This is a genomic window from Microbulbifer maximicatervae (SeqCode) (genome assembly GCF_052467305.1).
The window spans coordinates 686,666-705,360 of record NZ_CP174306.1; the positions used below are offsets into that span (position 1 = coordinate 686,666).

Genomic DNA, 18,695 nt, shown 5'->3' on the forward strand with positions numbered 1-18,695 from the left:
CCTACCGTTCTCGCGCACCTCCTCGCAGTTACTCAAAACATTTCTATTCAAGCTTTCCCATTGTGGAAGGTCTACCCATGGTTTGAGTGTCAGTAGGAAACAAATATGTTGATCTTAAAGCGCCGCACAGGTGAAAACTTACGCATTGGAGCGAATGTCTCAATCACCGTATTAGAAGTTAAGGGCAATCAGGTAAAGGTAGGAATACTTGCTCCAAAATCCCTGCCCGTACACCGCGAGGAGATTTATAGACGGATCAAAAGGGAAGGAAATATGGGCAGTGGAAATCGTTGAGAATCTGATCGGGATTGTGGCGTGTGGCCATGAAGGGGTGGTGTTGCTATGAAAGCGCTAACTGCTGATGGTTAGCGCTTTCACTCGAGCCTTTCGCTGTGGATGGAGCCACAGGTTAAGCTCGGGAGTGATTTGTATTAGTGATGTTTATGCTTAAATCCAGCAGCAAATTTGTCTGCTAATTTAAAATAGTGGTTCAAATCCTTGCGAGTTTTTTCTGGGCGGTTGTTTTCGGAGTTAATGTGGATGTTTTCCACAACAACGGCGATGTCTTTTGCCAGCTTCTGTCTTTCGCCTTTCAGGTTCTCAGCGAAATACTCAACACTTTTTTCGAGTCTGTAGGTGATGACATGAATCTCGTGAAGTTCAGCAGGGTTAAGCTTTTTCTTGCCCTTAATTTCTTCTGTTGTTTCAACAAAAATCTTTCTCGCATCCTTCAAAGAAGTAACTTTCGCTACTTTAAAGTGCTGGATGGGCTTTTCGCCTGATGCAGGGCTAGCTTGAGCAGTGGTAGCAAAAGTAACAGCAAAAAGTAATGCAATTAAAGTTCTCATCTTTCCTCTCTAACGCCCAAACTTTAAGGGTTGGTAAGGCATTGATCGGGCGAGGTGAATGCCTAACATTTATCAGTGATCATTTTGACCACTTTGATCGCTATCGTAAATGAGGATAACTATCATTAACATTCATGATACAGGAATTTTTAGGTGCTCAAAACATTTGTCGCAAAAATTGCGATCAAGCTGATCGAAATTTGTAAGGAATAAGAAAATTGAATCTGGAAAGGATGCGCAAGGGAGGGGGCAAAAGAGGTTTTTAGCCAGGAAGGGACGCCCCGTGTTATGGAATTTGATTAGTTAACCCTCTCTTCGCGGTAGCAAAGAGAAGGTTATTTACAGAAGGAGCCGGTTAACCCGGTATTATTGAGACCGGCTTCACAAATTAATTGGTACGGAGGCTAGGAAATCTCTCCCAGTACATCAACCATCGCCGAAGTTAATTGGTTGAGGTCTTCTTTAGTAATCACATAGGGCGGCATGGCATAGACCAGCTTGCCGAAGGGGCGCAACCAAACTCCGCGTTCGATTAGGGCTTCCTGCACTTTGGCCGTATTGACCGGCTCGCGCATTTCTACCACTCCAATTGCTCCAAGGGCTCGAACATCGGCGACACCCGGTGCGGATTTTAATGGGGCCAGCTGTTCAGTCAGCTGTTGCTCGATTGCGGTTACTCGTTCCTGCCAGGGTCCGCTGAGTAGCAGTTGAATACTGGCATCGGCGACGGCACAAGCCAGGGGGTTACCCATAAAAGTGGGGCCGTGCATAAAGACACCGGCTTCTCCCTGGCAAATACCTTCGGCTACTTTATCGGTACAGAGGGCGGCGGCGAGGGTCATGGTGCCGCCGGTGAGCGCTTTGCCCAGGGTGAGGATATCCGGGGTGATATCGGCGTGCTCACAGGCAAACATTTTGCCGCTGCGGCCAAAACCTGTGGCGATTTCATCTGCGATTAGCAGTACGTCGTGCTCGTCGCAGAGTTCGCGCACCCGGCGCAAATAATCGGCAGAATAAAAACGCATGCCGCCAGCGCCCTGGACGATGGGCTCTAAAATAATCGCGGCCAGTTGATCGCGGTTTGCTTCCACTTGCTGGCGCAGTTCGGCGATATCACTGTCACTACAGGTGTTGCCAAAGGGAACCTGCGGAGCAGGGGCGAACAGATGCTGGCTCAGCTGCCCTGCAAACAGGTGATGCATTCCGGTGACTGGGTCACAGGTGGCCATGGCTCCGAATGTATCGCCGTGGTAACCGTTGCGCAGGGCGAGCAGTTTGCTCTTCTGGGGTTTTCCCTGGGAGTGCCAGTATTGAATGGCCATCTTGATGGCCACTTCCACAGACACTGAACCGGAGTCAGCCAGAAATACCCGGTTGAGGCCGGGTGGAGTGATTTCCACTAATTTCTTGCACAGCTCGATTGCGGGCTCGTGAGTTAACCCTCCGAACATCACATGGGACATTTTGTCCATCTGATTGCGCATGGCCTGGTTTAGCTCGGGCACATTGTAGCCGTGCAGGGCACTCCACCAGGAGGACATACCGTCGATCAGGCCGCGCCCGTCTTCCAGATAAAGTCTTACCCCCTCGGCCCGCGCTACCGGATATACCGGGGGCGGGTCGATCAGGGAGGAGTAGGGGTGCCAAATATGTTTGCGATCGAAATCCAGGTCCATAAAAACTAAATCTTTATTTTCAAGAGCCGACAATCATCAGTTAGGCCAGTTCGCGCAGTACTCTGAGCGGGGGCTGGCTGATCGAGCTGTAACAGGCCAGGGTACCGGCGGTGCCAACCAGAACCGCACCGGTGAGTGGTCCGGTTAGCCAAAGGACTGGGTGCAATATCACCGGCAGTTCAAAGACCCAATAAGACAGCACGGCCAAGGTGGCTTCCGCACCGATAGCCGCGAGCAAGCCGGCGGCAAAACCCAGTAGCCCAAATTCCAGTATCAGGCTTCTCAGCAACAAGCGCCTGCGGCCTCCCAGTGTGCGGATAATTGCCGCTTCCTGCAATCGCTCGGCGATACTGGCGCGGACCCCGGCAATTAATACCAGGACCCCGGCAACCAGCATCAGGGCCATAACCGATTCGATAGCAAAGGACACCTGGTTAATGGTGTCGCGGATACGCTGGATGATCTTATCCAGCTCTATCACGCTGACGCTGGGGAAGGCGCGAACCAGGTCGTTGACCAGTAGCTTGTCCTCCGGTGGGAGGTAAAAACTGGTGATATAGGTAGCCGGGAAATCATCGATAGTGCCCGGTGCAAATATCATATAGAAGTTGGGGCGCATGCTGTTCCAGTCCAGCGAGCGGAAGCTGGCTACCGGGGCTTCTACTTCGAGGCCACCGATGGAAAAGCGCAACTGATCTCCCAGTGACAGTTCCAGCTGGGCTGCCAGCTCCACTTCTACCGAAACACCTTCGCTGGCCTTGTCCCACCATTCGCCTTCCAAGATGCGGTTGTCCGGCGCCAGGGTATCGGTGTAGCTCAGGTTCAATTCCCGGCGAACGCCACCGGGACGATCTTTTTTCTCTTTAATCGAAACGCCGTTAATCGCCACCAAACGGCCGCGCACCATGGGGTAAAACTCGGTGCTGCTTACTTCGCCCTCTGCCAGCATATTTTTCATGGTTGGAACATCGTGGGGGGCGATATTCAGGAGGAAGTGATTGGGGGCTTTTTCCGGCAATTGCATCCGCCATTCGTCCACCAGGGCGGTGCGGGCAAAGACCATGGCCAGCATGGCCAATAATCCGGTGCCAAAAGCGGCAATCAATAAGGTGTTGAATGCGGCGCGGCGTTGCAGGCTGCCCAGGGCTATTCGCCAGGCGCCGCCCAGGGAAGCCAGCTTGCCGCGCACCAAGAGGCGGTTGACCAGGGCGCTGCCCGCTACCAGTAAGAGCATGCCGACAAACAGGGCGAGCGTCATAAGCAGGCTGCCGGACAGCCACCAAATCAGGAGCAGCATGGCGCTGGGGCCGAGAATCAGCCCGAGCCATTCGCGTCTGTCTGGATTGCTCCAGTCGTGCCGCAGGGTTTGCATCGGGTCTGTACGGGCCAAACGGAAAAGTGGCGGCAGGGCAAAGCCCAGGGCGCAGGCGATGCCGGTGGCGAGTCCAATCAGCAGTGGGCTCCAGCTGGTGGCCGGGGGTTGAACCGGGAAGAACCCTTCCATCAGGTTGACCGCCTGGCTCTGGATAAAGGTGCCCAGTGCCAGCCCGATAGCGGTGGCAATCAGGGTGAGGGCGGCCAGCTGCCCCAGGTAGATACCGAGAATTTTGTTGCGCCCGGCACCGAGGCTTTTCATTACGGCTACGTAGGCGCCGTGGCGGAGTCCGTAGCGTCTGGCTGCTAGGCCAACGGCGACGCTGGCGAGCAGTACGGCCAGGCTGGCGGCGAGAAACAGGAATGACTCGGCTCTATCCAGAGCAGAGGCAACCCGGGGCTGGCCTTCGCGCAGGTCCAGAATCCGCTGGTGTTCAGTCAGTTGAGGTTTGAGCCAGTCAAAGTAATCTTTCAGGACTTGGTCATCGCCGGCAAACAGGTAGCGGTAGCGCACTCGGCTGCCGGGCTGGATCACACCTGCGGCGGGCAGGTCGGCGGTATTGGCTAGCAGTCGCGCGCCCATATCAAACAGGCTGGTACCCCGGTCGGGTTCCCGCTCCAGTATGGCTGTCACTTTTAATTGGGTGTCGCCGAGGGCGATAGGATCGCCGAGCTGGATTCCCATCAAAGGTAGAAGGCGGGACTCCACCCAGGCTTCTCCCGGGGGAGGTCCTTGTGGTGCCACTTCCCCTGGGCCTTCCGGGGATTTGCTGATTTCCAGTTGTCCCACCAATGGATAGCCTTTGTCGACGGCTTTGACCGAGACAAACTGGAACTGGTCGTTGGCGGAGATCATGGATGAAAACTGGACTATCTGGGCTTGCTCCAATCCCTTTTTGTCGGCTTCCTCCAGCCATGCGCTATCCACAGGCTTACTGCTGCGCAGCACCCGCTCTGCGGCCAGGAAAGTGAGGGATTGCTGTTCCATGGCGCGGGTAAGGCGGTCGGTGAAATGGGCGATCGCAGTGACACAGGTAACAGCCAAAACCAGGGCCGAGGCAATCAGCGCCAATTCGCCACCGCGCCAGTCCCTGAACAGCAGTCTGAGTGGCAGCATCAGGCGGACACCTCCGACAGGTTGTCCCCGTCGATAAGGGGAGCGTAAGAATCTACAGCGCCTGCCGACATATGCAGGTGGGAGGCACAGCGCTCTGCCAGTCGCTGTTCGTGAGTCACCAGCACCAGGGTGGTGTCAGATTCTTCGTTGAGCTTAAACAGCAGGTCGATAATCTTGGCGCCGTTGCCGGCGTCGAGGCTGCCGGTGGGTTCGTCGGCAAAGAGGATGGCATCTTTGCTGCTAAAGCTGGCGAAGGCTCGGGCAATGGCCACCCGCTGCTGTTCGCCGCCGGATAACTGGCGCGGGTAGTGGCGCAGTCGCTGTTCCAGGCCCACCCGGGCGAGAAACTCTTCCGCCCGCTTGGCGGCGCCTCGCTCGCCGCGCAATTCGCTCGGCAGCATCACATTTTCCAGGGCGGTAAGGCCGGGCAGCAGTTGGAAAGTCTGGAATACAAAGCCCACGCAGCGGGCGCGCACCGCTGCGCGCTGCTCTTCGTCCATGGCGGTGATCTCGTCTCCCGCCAGCCAGATCTTGCCCTCGGTGGGTTTGTCCAATCCCGCCAACAGGCCGAGCAGGGTGGACTTGCCGGAACCTGAGGCCCCTGTCACAGCGAGGCTCTCGCCACGGGCGACTTTCAGGGAGATATTGTTTAATAGGGTCAGTGGCCCTTCGCTGGTGGAGACCCTGTGATAGAGGTTTTCTGCCGTGAGAATGGCGGACATACTGTATTCCCTTTGCGGATACGCGAGATTTTTGGAGAGTATGACATGACAACAGCCTTTTTTCGGCAGTTACTGACTCGGTTCGGCTTGGTGCTGATGCTGTCGGTCCCCAATCTGGCACTGAGTGCCAACAAGCCCGGCACTCTGCTCGTATTAGGGGATAGCATAAGTGCGGCCTACGGTATCGATGAGGAGTTGGGCTGGGTCAACTTGTTGCAAGAGCGCTTGCAGGAGAAGGGGCGCCCGGTGAAGGTGGTCAATGCCAGTATCAGTGGGGAGACCTCCGCAGGCGGCCTGACCCGGCTGCCGCGCCTAATGGAAGAGCACAATCCCCAGTGGCTGATTGTCGAGTTGGGCGGTAACGACGGTTTGCGCGGCTACCCACCCCAGAGTTTGCAGAAGAACCTACAGCAGATGGTAAAACTGGCTAAAGACTCCGGGGCAGAAGTGCTGCTGTTGGGGATGCGTATCCCGCCCAACTACGGCCGCGCCTATACCGAGGCTTTTGCCGCTGTATTCCCCAAAGTGGCCAAGGCCGAAGAGGTCGCCCTGGTGCCTTTCTTGTTGGAAACCGTGGCCCTGGAGCAGGGCGCTATGCAATCCGACGGTATCCACCCCACCGCTAAGGCGCAGCCGGCCCTGCTGGATCATGTCTGGCCCTGCGTGAAGTCCCTGTTGGGGGAGAAGGCGGCTGGTGAGTCGTGTACTCCGTGATCGAAATGCGTACAATCGCGCCCCCAGGAACAGGAAAGCCTGGATCTGGTCCCAAAGTTTAAGGTTTTGTGCCGGTACTCTGGGCCCGGTCACTGGTCGCGAATGAGTTAGAGAGACACCATGCCCGAATTGGAAAACCGCCGCGAGCGGCTCGAGTTTAATAAGCTGCAAAAGCGCCTGCGCCGCCATGTGGGCCGCGCCATCGCCGACTTCAACATGATTGAAGAGGGCGACAAGATTATGGTCTGTTTGTCCGGCGGTAAGGATTCCTACGCCATGCTGGATGTGCTGCTGAATTTGCAGAGGACAGCGCCGGTTAACTTTGAACTGGTGGCGGTCAATATGGATCAGAAACAGCCGGGCTTCCCCGAGCATATCCTGCCGGAATACCTGCAGTCCCTGGGTGTTCCCCACCATATTGTCGAGAAGGATACCTACTCGGTCGTGAAGGAAGTGGTGCCTGAGGGCAAGACCACTTGCGGGCTCTGTTCCCGTCTGCGTCGTGGCACCTTGTATGGCTTTGCTGAAGAAATTGGCGCCACCAAGGTGGCACTGGGCCATCACAAAGACGATATCGTCGAGACCCTGTTCCTGAATATGTTTTACGGTGGTCGCCTCAAGGCGATGCCGCCCAAACTGCGCGCCGACGATGGCCGCAATATCGTGATCCGTCCGCTCGCCTATTGCCGCGAAGAGGACATCGCCCAGTACGCCGAGTACAAGCAGTTCCCGATTATTCCGTGCAACCTGTGCGGCAGCCAGGAGAACCTTCAGCGCCAGGCGATCAAGCAGATGGTGCGGGAGTGGGATAAGAAATTCCCAGGCCGCAGCGAGAATATTTTCGCCGCGATTACCCGGGTGTCCCCGTCACAATTGGCGGACAGGGACCTCTACGATTTTGAGAGTCTGGAACTGGATCGCTCTAAGCCGTCGGCTGTCGAGCGTCCTGACCATTCAATCCAGCGCCAGGTGAATTCTTGGGAGCCTGAGGATGCTCAGGAAGTGGAGCCCCAGTATATCGAGGCGCTGAATCTGTAGGATCTGCACCGCTGACCAGTTGCGCGTAACTGCATTCAAAGTCCCGGGGACTGGCACTGGGCCCGTGGTGAAAGTGCTGATGCCAGAGGCGCGCCATATTGGCCACGTCTGAGGTTTCCTCGTCCTGGATCTTGTGGACTTCGGCCGACCTGTAAATCAGCCAGGCGATAGCTGTGGCATAGCGCAGGTTGGTGGTCAGTTCGCTGTGGGGGTGATCGAGAAAATCCCGCTGGCTCGCTAGCCCTCGCACTTTTGAGGCGAGGCTTGGGTGATCGATCAGGTATTGATCCCAGATTTCCCGATGAGTGTGGGGCTGGATTTGGTAAATACCCAGCCCGTGGCGCCGTCCCTGTTTGAGGTGGAAGCCCAATTGCGACTCCTGGGCAGCGGTTCCCAGAAGGAGATTCTCCATGCCCTGGCTCCAGGCTCTCAAGTGCTTGAGGGTTGGACGGATAACCTGGAGTCGGAGCTCGTCCAGACAAATGCCCATAGTGTTGTCTTTTTTTCTGTAGTTGTATCCAACATATATGTAGTTTGCTGATTGAGTCGGCGCCACCTTATGGGTAGATTTACGCGCAATAAACATAACAATTTTTAGGTGGTGCTCTTTCCATAGCTCAATGCGCTGAAAAATTGAGCAGGAAAACGCAGACTATTCCCGCGCCAAGTGCCACCCCACTTTGATCAGAAGGAATCCCTTATGGCCGCCGAGTGGCTGATTGCCCTTACTTTTGTCGCCTATTTGGCGTTGATTGTTGTTATCGGTATTTACGCCTACATGCGTACGAAAAATGCCAGCGACTATTTCCTCGGCGGACGCTCCCTGCCGCCGGCTGTGGCGGCCCTGTCTGCCGGAGCCTCGGATATGAGTGGCTGGCTGCTCCTGGGACTACCTGGTGCGGCCTATGCGGCGGGGCTCTCTGCCGGTTGGATCGCAATTGGTCTTTTTTCCGGCATCGTTCTGAGCTGGGTGACAATGGGCCGGCGCCTGCGCATCTACACCTATGAGCTGGACGACTCCCTGACGGTGCCTGCTTATCTGGATCGTCGGTTTAAGATGGGGCACCCCTATCTGCGCACCGTCTGCGCGATATTCATCCTTCTATTTTTCCTTTTCTATGTGGCTTCCGGCCTGATTGCCGGCGGCAAATTGTTTGAAACGGTGTTTGGCTGGGATTATCGCTGGGCGGTGATTATCGGTGCGGTTGCCGTTATTTCTTACACCCTGTTTGGCGGGTTTTTGGCAGTGTCCTGGACCGATGTGTTCCAGGGACTGCTGATGAGTGCGGCGCTGATTGCGGTGCCTCTCGTTGTTATTTCTGATCAGGGTGGTTTTTCTGCCAGCTGGACTCGCCTGCAAACGGAGATGCCACAGCTGACCCACTGGATGACCGATAACACCGGGCAAACCTTAAGCCTGGTGGCGATACTCAGTTCCCTGGCCTGGGGACTGGGCTACTTCGGCCAGCCGCATATCTTGGCGCGATTTATGGCGGTGCGCAGCCCTAACGATATTCCGGTTGCGGCGACAGTAGCGGCGGTTTGGTCCCTGGCCGGTTTCTTGGGTGCAATGGCGGTAGGCCTGTTTGCCCACCTGGAAATCCAGCAGAGCCTGCCAGATGGCGAAACTGTGTTTATGGAAATGGTACAGGTGCTGTTCCACCCGCTAGTTGCCGGTGTTCTTTTGGCGGCGATTCTATCTGCCATTATGAGTACGGCAGATTCCCAGCTGTTGGTGTCCTCGGCTGCACTGGCGGAGGATATTTACCACGTTTGGTTTGGGCGTGAGACCACCCCGGAAGCCATGGTGAAAGTGGGGCGCTGGGCGGTGGTTGCTTTATCACTGGTCGCTGTGTGGATTGCGATGGACCCGGATTCCAAGGTTCTGGATGTAGTGAGTTACGCCTGGGCTGGCCTGGGCGCTGCCTTTGGCCCGGCGTTGTTGATCAGTCTCTACTGGTCCCGTATGACCGGTAGTGGCGCTATTGCCGGTGTTATCGTTGGCGGCCTCACCGTTGTGGTGTGGGAGCAACTCTCCGGTGGCATTTTTGATGTTTATGAGCTGTTGCCGGGTTTTGTTTTCTCTTCAGCTGCTATCGTGTTAGTGAGCGCGCTGACGAAGTGCCCGGAAGCCGTTGCCTCACAGCACCGCAAGTTGCTTGGTTGAGGGGGCAGGGCAGGACTTGAGCCCGAGCGACTCGCTCGGGCCGAGACAGACCAGCCGCGCTAGGGACGCATCTCTGGCAAAGGTGCGACTGTTGTGAAGTGAAATGGATTTCCATCCGCAGCAATTATTCAAATAGCGGTTGGAGATGCTGAGTGATCAAAGTTCATCTCGGTGATATCACTCGATTGCACGTCGATGTAATCGTCAATGCTGCCAACAGCCGTCTCTTGGGAGGCGGTGGTGTCGATGGGGCCATACACCGCGCAGCGGGGCCCAATCTACTGGAGGCCTGCCGCAGTCTGGGCGGTTGTCCTGTTGGTGAAGTGCGCGCCACTGGCGCTTATTCCATTCCCGTAAAACGTATCTACCACACAGTTGGGCCGGTTTGGCGCGGCGGCAGTTTGGGTGAGCCCGAGCTGCTCTCCAGCTGTTATCGACACTGCCTGGCATTGGCTCGGCGCGAAAACATGCGCTCGATTGCTTTTCCTGCGATCAGTTGCGGTATCTACGATTATCCCCCGGAGCTGGCCGTAGAGGTGGCTGTAGAGCAGGTACAGCAATTCCAGGAGAAGGAGGGCGCGCCGCAGCAGGTTGTATTCTGCTGTTTCGATAAATCGATGGCGGATCTCTATCTATCCCAGTTGGATGCTTACGTTAGGCGCTAAAAGCCACGCTTTGTAGGCCTCGTGGTATTTTCGGCCATTGATTGATATCCATGGCTTGGCGATTATTATTGCTCTGACAATAACAATATAAGAATGAGGAGATTGTCATGCGCAGTGCCCAGCAGTGGTTTTCCGAGTATGGTGAGAGTCATCAGAATCCGATCAACAAATCCATTCATTGGATTGCTGTTCCCGTAATTTACGCAACTGTGGCCGGACTTTTGTGGGCAGTTCCGCAGCCGGAATTTATGGCGACAATTCCCTGGCTGAACTGGGCTGTCGTGGTGACAATCCCGATTCTCCTGTTTTATTTCGCGATGTCGTTTCCCATTGCCCTGGGAATGACGGGGTTAACTGTTTTATGCCTGTGGGCTTGGTCGGTATTGGAGCGGCTGGGGGTGCCTATCTGGCAGACGGCACTGGCCCTATTTGTGATCATGTGGGTGTTCCAATTTATTGGCCACCATATCGAAGGCAAGAAACCCTCTTTCTTTAAGGACTTACAATTCCTGTTGATCGGCCCCGCCTGGGTGATCGGGTTTATTTACCGGAAACTGGGCATTCAATACTGATTGCCGGTTTATGCAGATGAGTGGCTGCGGCCACTCATCGATCTATCCCGCTATCGGTTGTAGTGAACCGGTACTTCCAGTGTCTCTTTGACTTCTTCCATCACCACATAGCTGGTGCACTCCTGCACCTCCGGCAGCGTTAAAAGCGTTTCGCCGTAGAACTTGCGATAGGCACTCATATCCGCCACCCGGGCCTTGATCAAGTAATCAAAATTCCCCGATACCAAGTAACACTCCTGAACTTCCGGCAGGGCGGCTACGGCGTTGCGAAATTCCTCGAAGGCGTCCTGTGCGGAGCGGTTCAGCCTGATCTGCACGAAAACCACCAGGGCAGCATCGAGGTATTCCGGATTAATCAAGGCGGTATAACCCTGAATAACATTGTCATTTTCCAGGCGCTTGACCCGTTCGACGCAGGGGGTCGCGGTCAATCCCACCTGTCGGGCCAGCTCGGCATAGCTGGTTCTCCCATTCTTTTGTAGAACACGCAATATGTTCCGGTCGATAGTGCTTAGCTCTCCCGCACGTTTGCGCATAACTGCTGACTCCGAATTGGTCGACATGGTCAAAAAGTAGACTTGGCGACAGGTTGTATAGTGGATTCCACTAGTTTTATCAAAAATCTACTAAATATCCACTTCTTATCTGTTCTTATACTGGGGAAAACATAGAAATTAGGTACTCCTATTTGATTAAGGCAGTACCGAGCGCACAGAGCGAGGAGAAGGAAAATGTTGATTGGCGTCCCTAAAGAGATTAAGAACCACGAGTATCGTATTGGCCTGACGCCGTCGAGTGTTCGCGAACTGGTTGGCCACGGCCACCAAGTGATCGTACAGAAGGATGGTGGTGCCGCTATTGGTTTCCCCGATGAGATGTACGTTCAAGCCGGCGCCAAGATTATTGATACTCCGGAAGAGATTTTTGCCACTGCCGATATGATCGTCAAGGTAAAAGAACCCCAGCCCCACGAGTGCGAAATGCTGCGCCCTGGGCAGGTTCTTTACACCTATCTGCACCTGGCTCCAGACCCCAAACAAACTGAGCTGCTGGTGAAATCCGGCGCTACCTGCATCGCTTATGAAACTGTAACCGACCGCTTCGGTGGCCTGCCTCTGCTGGCGCCTATGTCTGAAGTTGCTGGCCGTATGTCTGTACAGTGCGGTGCCCACCACCTGGAAAAAGCCCAGGGTGGTCTCGGCGTACTGCTCGGCGGTGTTCCCGGTGTAGCTCCCGCTAAAGTCCTGATTATCGGTGGCGGTGTTGTTGGTACTAACGCAGCGAAGATGGCCCTGGGTATGGGTGCTGACGTTACTATCCTCGACCGCTCCCTGCCGCGTCTGCGTCAGCTGGACGATATTTTCGGTGGCGCGGTTCGCACTGAGTACTCCACTAATGATGCTATTGAAAAGCACGCACTGGAAGCTGACCTGGTTGTTGGTGCGGTTCTGATTCCTGGCGCGGCAGCCCCCAAACTGCTGACCCGCGACATTATCAGCCGTATGAAGAAAGGCGCAGTTGTAGCTGACGTTGCTATTGACCAGGGCGGTTGTTTCGAGACTTCCAAGGCGACTACCCACCAAGAGCCTACTTACGTAGTTGATGGTGTGGTTCACTACTGTGTTGCCAACATGCCCGGTGGTGTAGCTCGCACCTCTACTATGGCCCTGAACAATGCCACCCTGCCTTTCGCGGTAGCCCTGGCAAACAAAGGCGCCAAGCAGGCACTGTTGGACGATTCCAACCTGCTGGAAGGCCTGAATGTTCACGCTGGCATGGTGACCTACCAAGCCGTAGCCGACGTATTGGGTTACGAGTTTGTAGATCCCAAACTGGCTCTGCAAAAACAAGCAGTAGCGGAAGACGCTGTAGCTTAATTGCCCCCGGTGGCCGCCTGAGGGCGGCCGCATTGTAAATAAGCGGTAACGCGCTTGTTGTTGGGAAGTTTCCCCCGGAGCGCTCTTTGCGTTCCTCTCTGTGAGACCTGGTGGCATAGCCACTAATTGATAGCCGCGTATTTACGCGGCTTTTTTATGCGCGTTATTTATGTTTTGGAGAAAGCTGGGCTTGTTGTTTAGGGAAAAACTGGGGAAGGGGAGGAGGAAGAGAAAAAAGGATGCTGAGGGACGTCCTTGTCGCCTCACGGGGGAGAGGGGTTTAGGGCTAGGGTTAAATAACCCAGATTTCTACCCGGCGATTTTTTATCTTTGAGCTGGAGCTGTTGGAGGCTACCGGCAGATAGGCACCAAAGCCCTGAACCGGTGCTGTATTAATCTGGTGATCCCTTAGAGCGGAGCGAACGGTAACTGCGCGTAGTTTTGATAAAACGATTGAGCGCCCCTCACTGACTTTTTCATCGCCAAACCCGATCAATAGTAGTCGCTTGTGGCTGTTCTCAGGCTTTTGCATAAAGCGGACAAGTCGCTGTATATCCTGTTTTGCCTTGTTATCTAAAGAGGCGCTGCCTTCAGAGAAACGGAAGTTAATGCTCAGGCGCTCTGCATTTTCCGTTAATTTTAGGTACTCGCTGGGGCCTTCCCGATTGGCTTCAGGTTTTACACCGATCGGCGTTTGCGCGACAAACCCAGTGGCCTTTACCTGCTCCTGCCCCTGCTCACTCTGTACAAAGTGCAGGAACTCTTCGGCGGCGGGTTTTAAACCGTAAGCAGCGGTATAGAGAAAAAGGCGGCGGGAGAGGGGGTAGTCTTCAGTTGCAATTGTCAGATGTTCTGGAGCTTGTGGTTGGGTGTTCTGATCGGATACTGACACTGCCTTGGCCCGTCGAATAGATGCCAAGCCGACAAATCCAATACTATTGGGGTTTGCCGAAACACGGTCCGACAATTGATCATTCGATTCGAAGCGTTTTGCATTGGCAATAAGGGAGTGCTTTTTTCCAAGCACCAAGCTTTTAAACGTATCCCAGGTGCCGGACTGATTATCTCTCGCCAGAACTTTGATACGACCTTTCCGCCCGCCCACTTCAGACCAGTCGGTAATTTTCCCGGAAAATATTGCTGCTATTTGTTGCAGGGTTAATTGAGTAATGGGGTTTTTAGGGTGAACAATAATGGCGAGTCCATCGATAGCAATAACATGTTCTGCACCTTGACCGCGCATATCTCCAAAGCGACTCAGGGCTGCGTGCTCAGCATCTTTTATTGGTCGCGAAGCCATGGCGATATTGGCCTGGGACCGTTCAAGGCCTTTAAATCCAGTGCTTGAACCGTGTGCCGCAATATCGACATAAATTTTATTGCCACCGAGATCCCCCTGTACTCGAACCTCATTTTCTTTCTCTAGAGGAATAACCTCCAGATTACTGCCACCTCGGGATTCCAGGTAATCACTCACCAGGTTGGGTGCCAGCTTTGCACCGACAGTATTGGAGCCGTGTAGAGTAAAAAGCAGGCCCGTTGTATCGGGAGGGAAACGGGTTTGGGCTGTAGAAGTTGCAGCAGCCAGTGCCCCCCCAAGAAGAAGGAAGGTAAGGGTTTGCTTTAGCCGGCTTAAAAATACGCTCATAGTAATTCGACCGTAAGGTGGTAAAACGAGGGCGCAAAATATGACTTAATTGTGACAAATTGATGAAATATTGATTGCTAAATTACGCAATTCTCTCATCGTTAGAGATAGGTAACTTTAGCGGGGTTTATTTGAACAATTGAAGTATGGGTGGTTAAGCTTTCGTAAAAGCTTAAAAAGCAATACGTCGGGTAAGTACTCAGAGGCTCCTGTGGATATGCAGCAGAGCCTCGTAAAGTCCGATAATTTAAAACGCGGGAAATAACCGGCTAATTAGCACTGGCAGTGCAGTTTCTACCCGTAAAATACGTGGCCCCAGGTGAACGGATTGAAAGCCTGCTTCCTGGAGCTTCTCGACTTCATAGCTGATAAAGCCGCCTTCAGGGCCAATGGCTAAAGTGGTCGGTTGCTTTATGTCCACAGGGCAAGCCGTTCCCCCTACTGGATGAGCCACCAGTTTACGAGAGTCACTGGAGAGGGAAGGGAGTTCGTCTTCGACAAACGGTTTGAAGCGTTTGCGCAACAGAATTTCTGGCATTTGCGTATCGACAGCCTGCTCGAGTCCGAGCAGGCATTGCTCAAAGAGTTTGTCTTCCTGCAACCAAGGGGTTTGCCAGTAAGACTTTTCGACCCGGTAACTATTAATTAAAACCAGTTTTTTGACCCCGAGTGCTGTTAGGTGCTGGATAACCCTCTTGAGCATTTTGGGGCGAGGCAGGGCCAAAATAAGTGTGAGAGGTAGTGGCTGGGGCGGATCGATTGCGAATGCCACTTCAAGCTCAACGCACTTCTCGTCGAGCGTAACAATCTCGCCATTCCCTATTTGCCCGTCGAGCAGTCCGACACGCAGTTGTTGTCCCGGCGCTGCTCTGTGAACCTTGGTGATATGCTCCAGCTGGCGTCCACTCAGGCGGACGCGATTGGGACTAATAAAGTCGTGCTTTTGTAAAACAATCAGGTTCAAAGTCGGGCGCCTTGGTACTTCAATTTATAACGGTGTCGGTGCTATGGGGCTGGGCTAGCTGGTTTGAGCTGAAGCAATCGCGCCTTTGCCAATTCCTTCGTAGGCTCTTACGGTAATCGCTTTCCCCGGTTCTTTTGCCGCCAGGGTGTTGGCGATATATTGGGCCAACTGCTCCACCGTGGTATCACAGTCAAGAATTTCACAAACTTTGGCAGGGATGGACAGGGTGAAGTTTCCCTGTTGTGCACTGTAAGCAAAGTTATGCATTTCCTCACCGCGATCATCGGCAGTTGTTGAAACCAGATCCTCACGAGTGCCCAGGTAGATATCTTCCCAGCGCTCAGCCCAGTACTTTTCCAGCTCTGCATCGCGGTGGCCACCCGTCATGACCTGAATTCGTGAACGGTGTCCATGGGCGATACGCTGGCAGTTGCCAAGGTGTTTCTTCAGGCCATGGCTGTAGTGGTAGAAAGCATCTTCAATCACTTCACAGTGGAAGCTGAGTTTGAGCTTCTCCACGCTATCGGGGAAGTGGCTGGCCAGTTGCTGGACACACCAGACGGCGACGCTCTCAGGAGTAATTACCTCGGCGTCCACTAAGGCGAAAGCTTGTTCTGGACCTGACACTTTAATAGAGGCCCCGCTTTCCAGTAGCCAGGTCAGGTTAACCTGGTCTCCATTGTGCTCCAGGGTCAGTTGGGGTGAGCGGGTAGGTACCAGGAGGCGGTGGTCGACTTGATCATCCAGCCAATGCCTCAGGGTCTTTTTCACTATGCCAAAGTCGCAAACCATCCCCTGTTCATCCAAGGCGCCATCAAGGGCTGCGTTTGCCAGCCAGGTCTCGCCTACGATGCCTCGTTTTGAGTCGAGGTAGCTGAAGTCAACGTTGGTTAAATTATCGACAAACAAGTGCATGAGTAACTCTTTGCAGGGGGTGAGATAGTAGTCGTTTATTATAACCTGTTAATAGGGCTGGATCTTATTCGTTTATGCCTCTATAATCGCGCCCTCTTCGGATGCACTGGCACCGAAGATCGTTGTGGCGGCCCTCCCGGTCCCCTCGCAATGAGCAGCTGTGAACTCCGCCAGGCCCGGAAGGGAGCAACGGTAGCAGTGGTATCATGTGCCGAGGGTGTTGCTGGTTGGGCTGCCTCCAATCTCTCCCTTCTTTGTTTCAAAAATCATCCCCTGAAAAATCCCCGTTGAGAGTGTTTTGCTCGACCGTGTCCTGGGTTTTTACTCTTTTCCTCACCAAATTTTTTCCCGCAAAGACGATATAAAAGGGGATTTTGTGTCGATCTGGCTCGATCTTCGGCCTTGCCGTCGCTGATTGTGTGGGGCTTATGCTATAAACGGCGTCAACTATAAGCAGATCTAAAAATGATTCTTGAGGAGAAAATGAAAAAAGTTGCTCTCTCGATAGTGGTTGCCGTTGCACTGTCTGCCTGTGACAGTGGGCAGCAAGCGGTAAAACCGGTTGGTGTGGCTCAGGCGACTGCGGAAAGTCCAGCTGAGAATTCCCAGCTGACAGCCAAAGATGCGCAAGCTTTCCTAAATGATGCCCAGGCTCGCTTGGAAAAAATGGGGCAAGAGGCAAGTCATGCGGCTTGGCTTGCTTCTACCTATATCAATATTGATTCCCAATATGTAGAGGCTTTGGCTTCAGAGCGATACACCACCCTGGCAGTGGAGCTGGCTTCAGAGGCCGCCAAATTTAACGACCTGGACCTGGACCCGGATACCCGTCGTCAGTTGACCATGTTGAAGCAGGGTTTGGTTTTCCCCGCGCCGAAAGATCCGGCATTAACTTCTGAGCTGGCGCAAATTGGCTCAAAAATGCAGGGCATGTACGGTGCCGGTAAATACTGCCGCGAAGATGCCGGTGAAGAAAAGTGCTATACCCTGACCGAGATGGGGCAGGTGATGGCGACTAATCGCGATCCTGAATTGCTTAAGGATTTGTGGGTTGGTTGGCGTAAAGTTTCTCCTCCCATGAAGCCTCTGTATGAGCGCCAGGTGGAGATTGGTAATGCCGGTACCAAAGAATTGGGTTATGACAACCTAAGTGTTTTTTGGCGCTCCAAATACGATATGGCTCCGGATGCCTTTGCTGCGGATATGGATACCCAGTGGGGTAAAGTGAAGCCGTTGTACGAAGCTTTGCACTGCCATGTTCGCGCCAAGTTGAATGAGCATTACGGCGATGACGTAGTGCCGGCTCAGGGTAAAATCCCTGCGCACTTGCTGGGTAATATGTGGGCCCAGGAGTGGGGTAACGTCTATGACATAGTCAAAGACGATGACATGCAGGCGCCCTATGATCTGACTCAGCTGGTGGTTGATTCCGGCATGAGTGAAAAAGACATGGTTAAAGTGGGGGAGAAGTTCTTCACCTCCCTGGGCTTTAAGCCTCTACCGGAAACTTTCTGGGAGCGCTCTCAGTTCACCCAGCCACGCGATCGCGATGTAGTTTGTCATGCCAGTGCCTGGAATATGGATGGGCAGGACGATCTCCGCATCAAGATGTGTATCAATAAAACGGGTGAAGACCTGGTTACCATCCACCATGAATTGGGCCACAACTTCTACCAGCGCATCTATAAAGATCAGCCTTTCCTCTATAAAAATGGCGCTAACGACGGTTTCCACGAAGCTGTTGGCGACACTATCGCGCTTTCCATCACGCCGAAGTACCTGAAGGAAATCGGTCTGATGAATGAGGTGCCGGATGAGAGTAAAGATATCGGTTACCTGATGCAGCAGGCGCTGGATAAGATCGCCTTCCTGCCATTTGGTCTGCTCGTTGATAAGTGGCGCTGGCAGGTATTCAACGGTGAGGTGAAGCCGGAAGACTACAACAAAGCCTGGTGGAAACTGCGTGAAGATTACCAGGGCATTGCCGCTCCGGTAGAGCGCTCCGAAGAGAACTTCGATCCGGGTGCCAAGTACCATATCCCCGGTAATACACCTTACGCTCGCTACTTCCTGGCGCGTATCCAGCAGTTCCAATTCCACCGTGCGCTGTGTGAAGCCGCTGGTGAAACCGGACCGTTGCACCGCTGCTCCATCTACCAGAATGATGAGGCTGGTAAGAAGCTGCGCGCTATGTTGGCAATGGGTGCAAGCAAGCCCTGGCCGGATGCTATGGAAGCGCTCACTGGTCAGCGCGACCTGGATGCTTCCGCCATTATCGATTACTTCCAGCCGCTGATGGCGTATCTGGAAGAGCAGAACCAAGGGCGTCAGTGCGGTTGGTAATCTGAGCTTTTAGTTTGTCGGTATTAGAAAAAGGGGCTTTGCCCCTTTTTCTGTT

General features: G+C 54.0%; 17 protein-coding genes and 1 other RNA gene. 9 read left to right on the forward strand and 9 right to left on the reverse strand.

What is annotated here, in order from left to right; genetic code table 11:
* Nucleotides 1–105: 105 nt before the first annotated feature.
* Nucleotides 106–294: a carbon storage regulator CsrA gene (csrA, locus tag ACJJI4_RS03040; protein WP_299583554.1), complete on the forward strand. Its 189-nt coding sequence runs from the start codon at nucleotides 106–108 to the stop codon at nucleotides 292–294.
* A 137-nt stretch (nucleotides 295–431) separates the two neighbouring features.
* On the opposite strand, the gene ACJJI4_RS03045 is transcribed toward csrA, so the two are convergent.
* From ACJJI4_RS03045 to ACJJI4_RS03060, 4 genes are all read right to left on the reverse strand, one after another.
* Nucleotides 432–848 (reverse strand): DUF6746 family protein, encoded by a 417-nt coding sequence (locus tag ACJJI4_RS03045; RefSeq protein ID WP_108732203.1) that lies wholly within the window; start codon nucleotides 846–848, stop codon nucleotides 432–434.
* Between the two features lie 404 nt (nucleotides 849–1,252).
* Nucleotides 1,253–2,524, reverse strand: coding sequence for an adenosylmethionine--8-amino-7-oxononanoate transaminase (gene bioA / locus ACJJI4_RS03050; RefSeq protein WP_444927008.1), 1,272 nt, complete (start codon nucleotides 2,522–2,524; stop codon nucleotides 1,253–1,255).
* Between the two features lie 40 nt (nucleotides 2,525–2,564).
* A complete protein-coding gene (locus ACJJI4_RS03055) occupies nucleotides 2,565–5,015 on the reverse strand; it encodes an ABC transporter permease (RefSeq protein ID WP_444927009.1) in 2,451 nt (816 codons plus the stop codon).
* On the reverse strand, nucleotides 5,015–5,737 hold the full coding sequence (locus tag ACJJI4_RS03060; protein ID WP_413664779.1) for an ABC transporter ATP-binding protein: 723 nt from the start codon (nucleotides 5,735–5,737) through the stop codon (nucleotides 5,015–5,017). Before ACJJI4_RS03060 ends, ACJJI4_RS03055 begins: the two co-directional genes overlap by 1 nt.
* A gap of 45 nt (nucleotides 5,738–5,782) precedes the next feature.
* On the opposite strand from ACJJI4_RS03060, the gene ACJJI4_RS03065 reads away from it, so the two are divergent.
* A complete protein-coding gene (locus ACJJI4_RS03065) occupies nucleotides 5,783–6,451 on the forward strand; it encodes an arylesterase (protein WP_444927010.1) in 669 nt (222 codons plus the stop codon).
* Nucleotides 6,452–6,571: 120 nt separating this feature from the next.
* Nucleotides 6,572–7,489 (forward strand): tRNA 2-thiocytidine(32) synthetase TtcA, encoded by a 918-nt coding sequence (gene ttcA / locus ACJJI4_RS03070; protein ID WP_444894820.1) that lies wholly within the window; start codon nucleotides 6,572–6,574, stop codon nucleotides 7,487–7,489.
* Here ttcA and ACJJI4_RS03075 read toward each other — a convergent pair.
* Nucleotides 7,374–8,075, reverse strand: a complete 702-nt coding sequence (locus ACJJI4_RS03075; protein ID WP_282931666.1) for a hypothetical protein — start codon at nucleotides 8,073–8,075, stop codon at nucleotides 7,374–7,376. The two genes, ttcA and ACJJI4_RS03075, sit on opposite strands and share 116 nt — an antisense overlap.
* A 114-nt stretch (nucleotides 8,076–8,189) precedes the next feature.
* Between ACJJI4_RS03075 and putP the strand changes: the two genes are divergently transcribed.
* The 3 genes from putP to ACJJI4_RS03090 all read left to right on the forward strand — a co-directional run bounded on the left by putP (nucleotide 8,190) and on the right by ACJJI4_RS03090 (nucleotide 10,893).
* Entirely contained in the window at nucleotides 8,190–9,656 is a 1,467-nt protein-coding gene (gene putP, locus ACJJI4_RS03080; RefSeq protein ID WP_282931667.1) for a sodium/proline symporter PutP, read from the forward strand.
* Nucleotides 9,657–9,808: 152 nt separating this feature from the next.
* Entirely contained in the window at nucleotides 9,809–10,321 is a 513-nt protein-coding gene (locus ACJJI4_RS03085) for an O-acetyl-ADP-ribose deacetylase (protein ID WP_444906091.1), read from the forward strand.
* A 107-nt stretch (nucleotides 10,322–10,428) separates the two neighbouring features.
* Nucleotides 10,429–10,893, forward strand: a complete 465-nt coding sequence (locus tag ACJJI4_RS03090; RefSeq protein WP_108732210.1) for an Mpo1 family 2-hydroxy fatty acid dioxygenase — start codon at nucleotides 10,429–10,431, stop codon at nucleotides 10,891–10,893.
* Nucleotides 10,894–10,943: 50 nt separating this feature from the next.
* Here the strand turns inward: ACJJI4_RS03090 and ACJJI4_RS03095 are convergent, their stop codons facing one another.
* A complete protein-coding gene (locus ACJJI4_RS03095; protein WP_108732211.1) occupies nucleotides 10,944–11,429 on the reverse strand; it encodes an Lrp/AsnC ligand binding domain-containing protein in 486 nt (161 codons plus the stop codon).
* 195 nt (nucleotides 11,430–11,624) lie between these two features.
* On the opposite strand from ACJJI4_RS03095, the gene ald reads away from it, so the two are divergent.
* Complete coding sequence (gene ald, locus ACJJI4_RS03100) at nucleotides 11,625–12,770, forward strand: alanine dehydrogenase (protein ID WP_413664782.1); 1,146 nt, start codon at nucleotides 11,625–11,627, stop codon at nucleotides 12,768–12,770.
* A gap of 292 nt (nucleotides 12,771–13,062) precedes the next feature.
* Here the strand turns inward: ald and ACJJI4_RS03105 are convergent, their stop codons facing one another.
* From ACJJI4_RS03105 to ACJJI4_RS03115, 3 genes are all read right to left on the reverse strand, one after another.
* Entirely contained in the window at nucleotides 13,063–14,418 is a 1,356-nt protein-coding gene (locus tag ACJJI4_RS03105) for a substrate-binding domain-containing protein (protein ID WP_444927011.1), read from the reverse strand.
* 247 nt (nucleotides 14,419–14,665) lie between these two features.
* Nucleotides 14,666–15,382: a 16S rRNA (uracil(1498)-N(3))-methyltransferase gene (locus ACJJI4_RS03110; protein WP_444894666.1), complete on the reverse strand. Its 717-nt coding sequence runs from the start codon at nucleotides 15,380–15,382 to the stop codon at nucleotides 14,666–14,668.
* 54 nt (nucleotides 15,383–15,436) lie between these two features.
* Complete coding sequence (locus tag ACJJI4_RS03115; RefSeq protein WP_444927012.1) at nucleotides 15,437–16,297, reverse strand: 6-carboxytetrahydropterin synthase; 861 nt, start codon at nucleotides 16,295–16,297, stop codon at nucleotides 15,437–15,439.
* Between the two features lie 134 nt (nucleotides 16,298–16,431).
* On the opposite strand from ACJJI4_RS03115, the gene ffs reads away from it, so the two are divergent.
* An RNA gene (ffs, locus tag ACJJI4_RS03120) (signal recognition particle sRNA small type) lies at nucleotides 16,432–16,529 on the forward strand.
* Nucleotides 16,530–16,780: 251 nt separating this feature from the next.
* Nucleotides 16,781–18,640 (forward strand): M2 family metallopeptidase, encoded by a 1,860-nt coding sequence (locus ACJJI4_RS03125; RefSeq protein WP_444927013.1) that lies wholly within the window; start codon nucleotides 16,781–16,783, stop codon nucleotides 18,638–18,640.
* The last annotated feature ends 55 nt before the right edge of the window (nucleotides 18,641–18,695 follow it).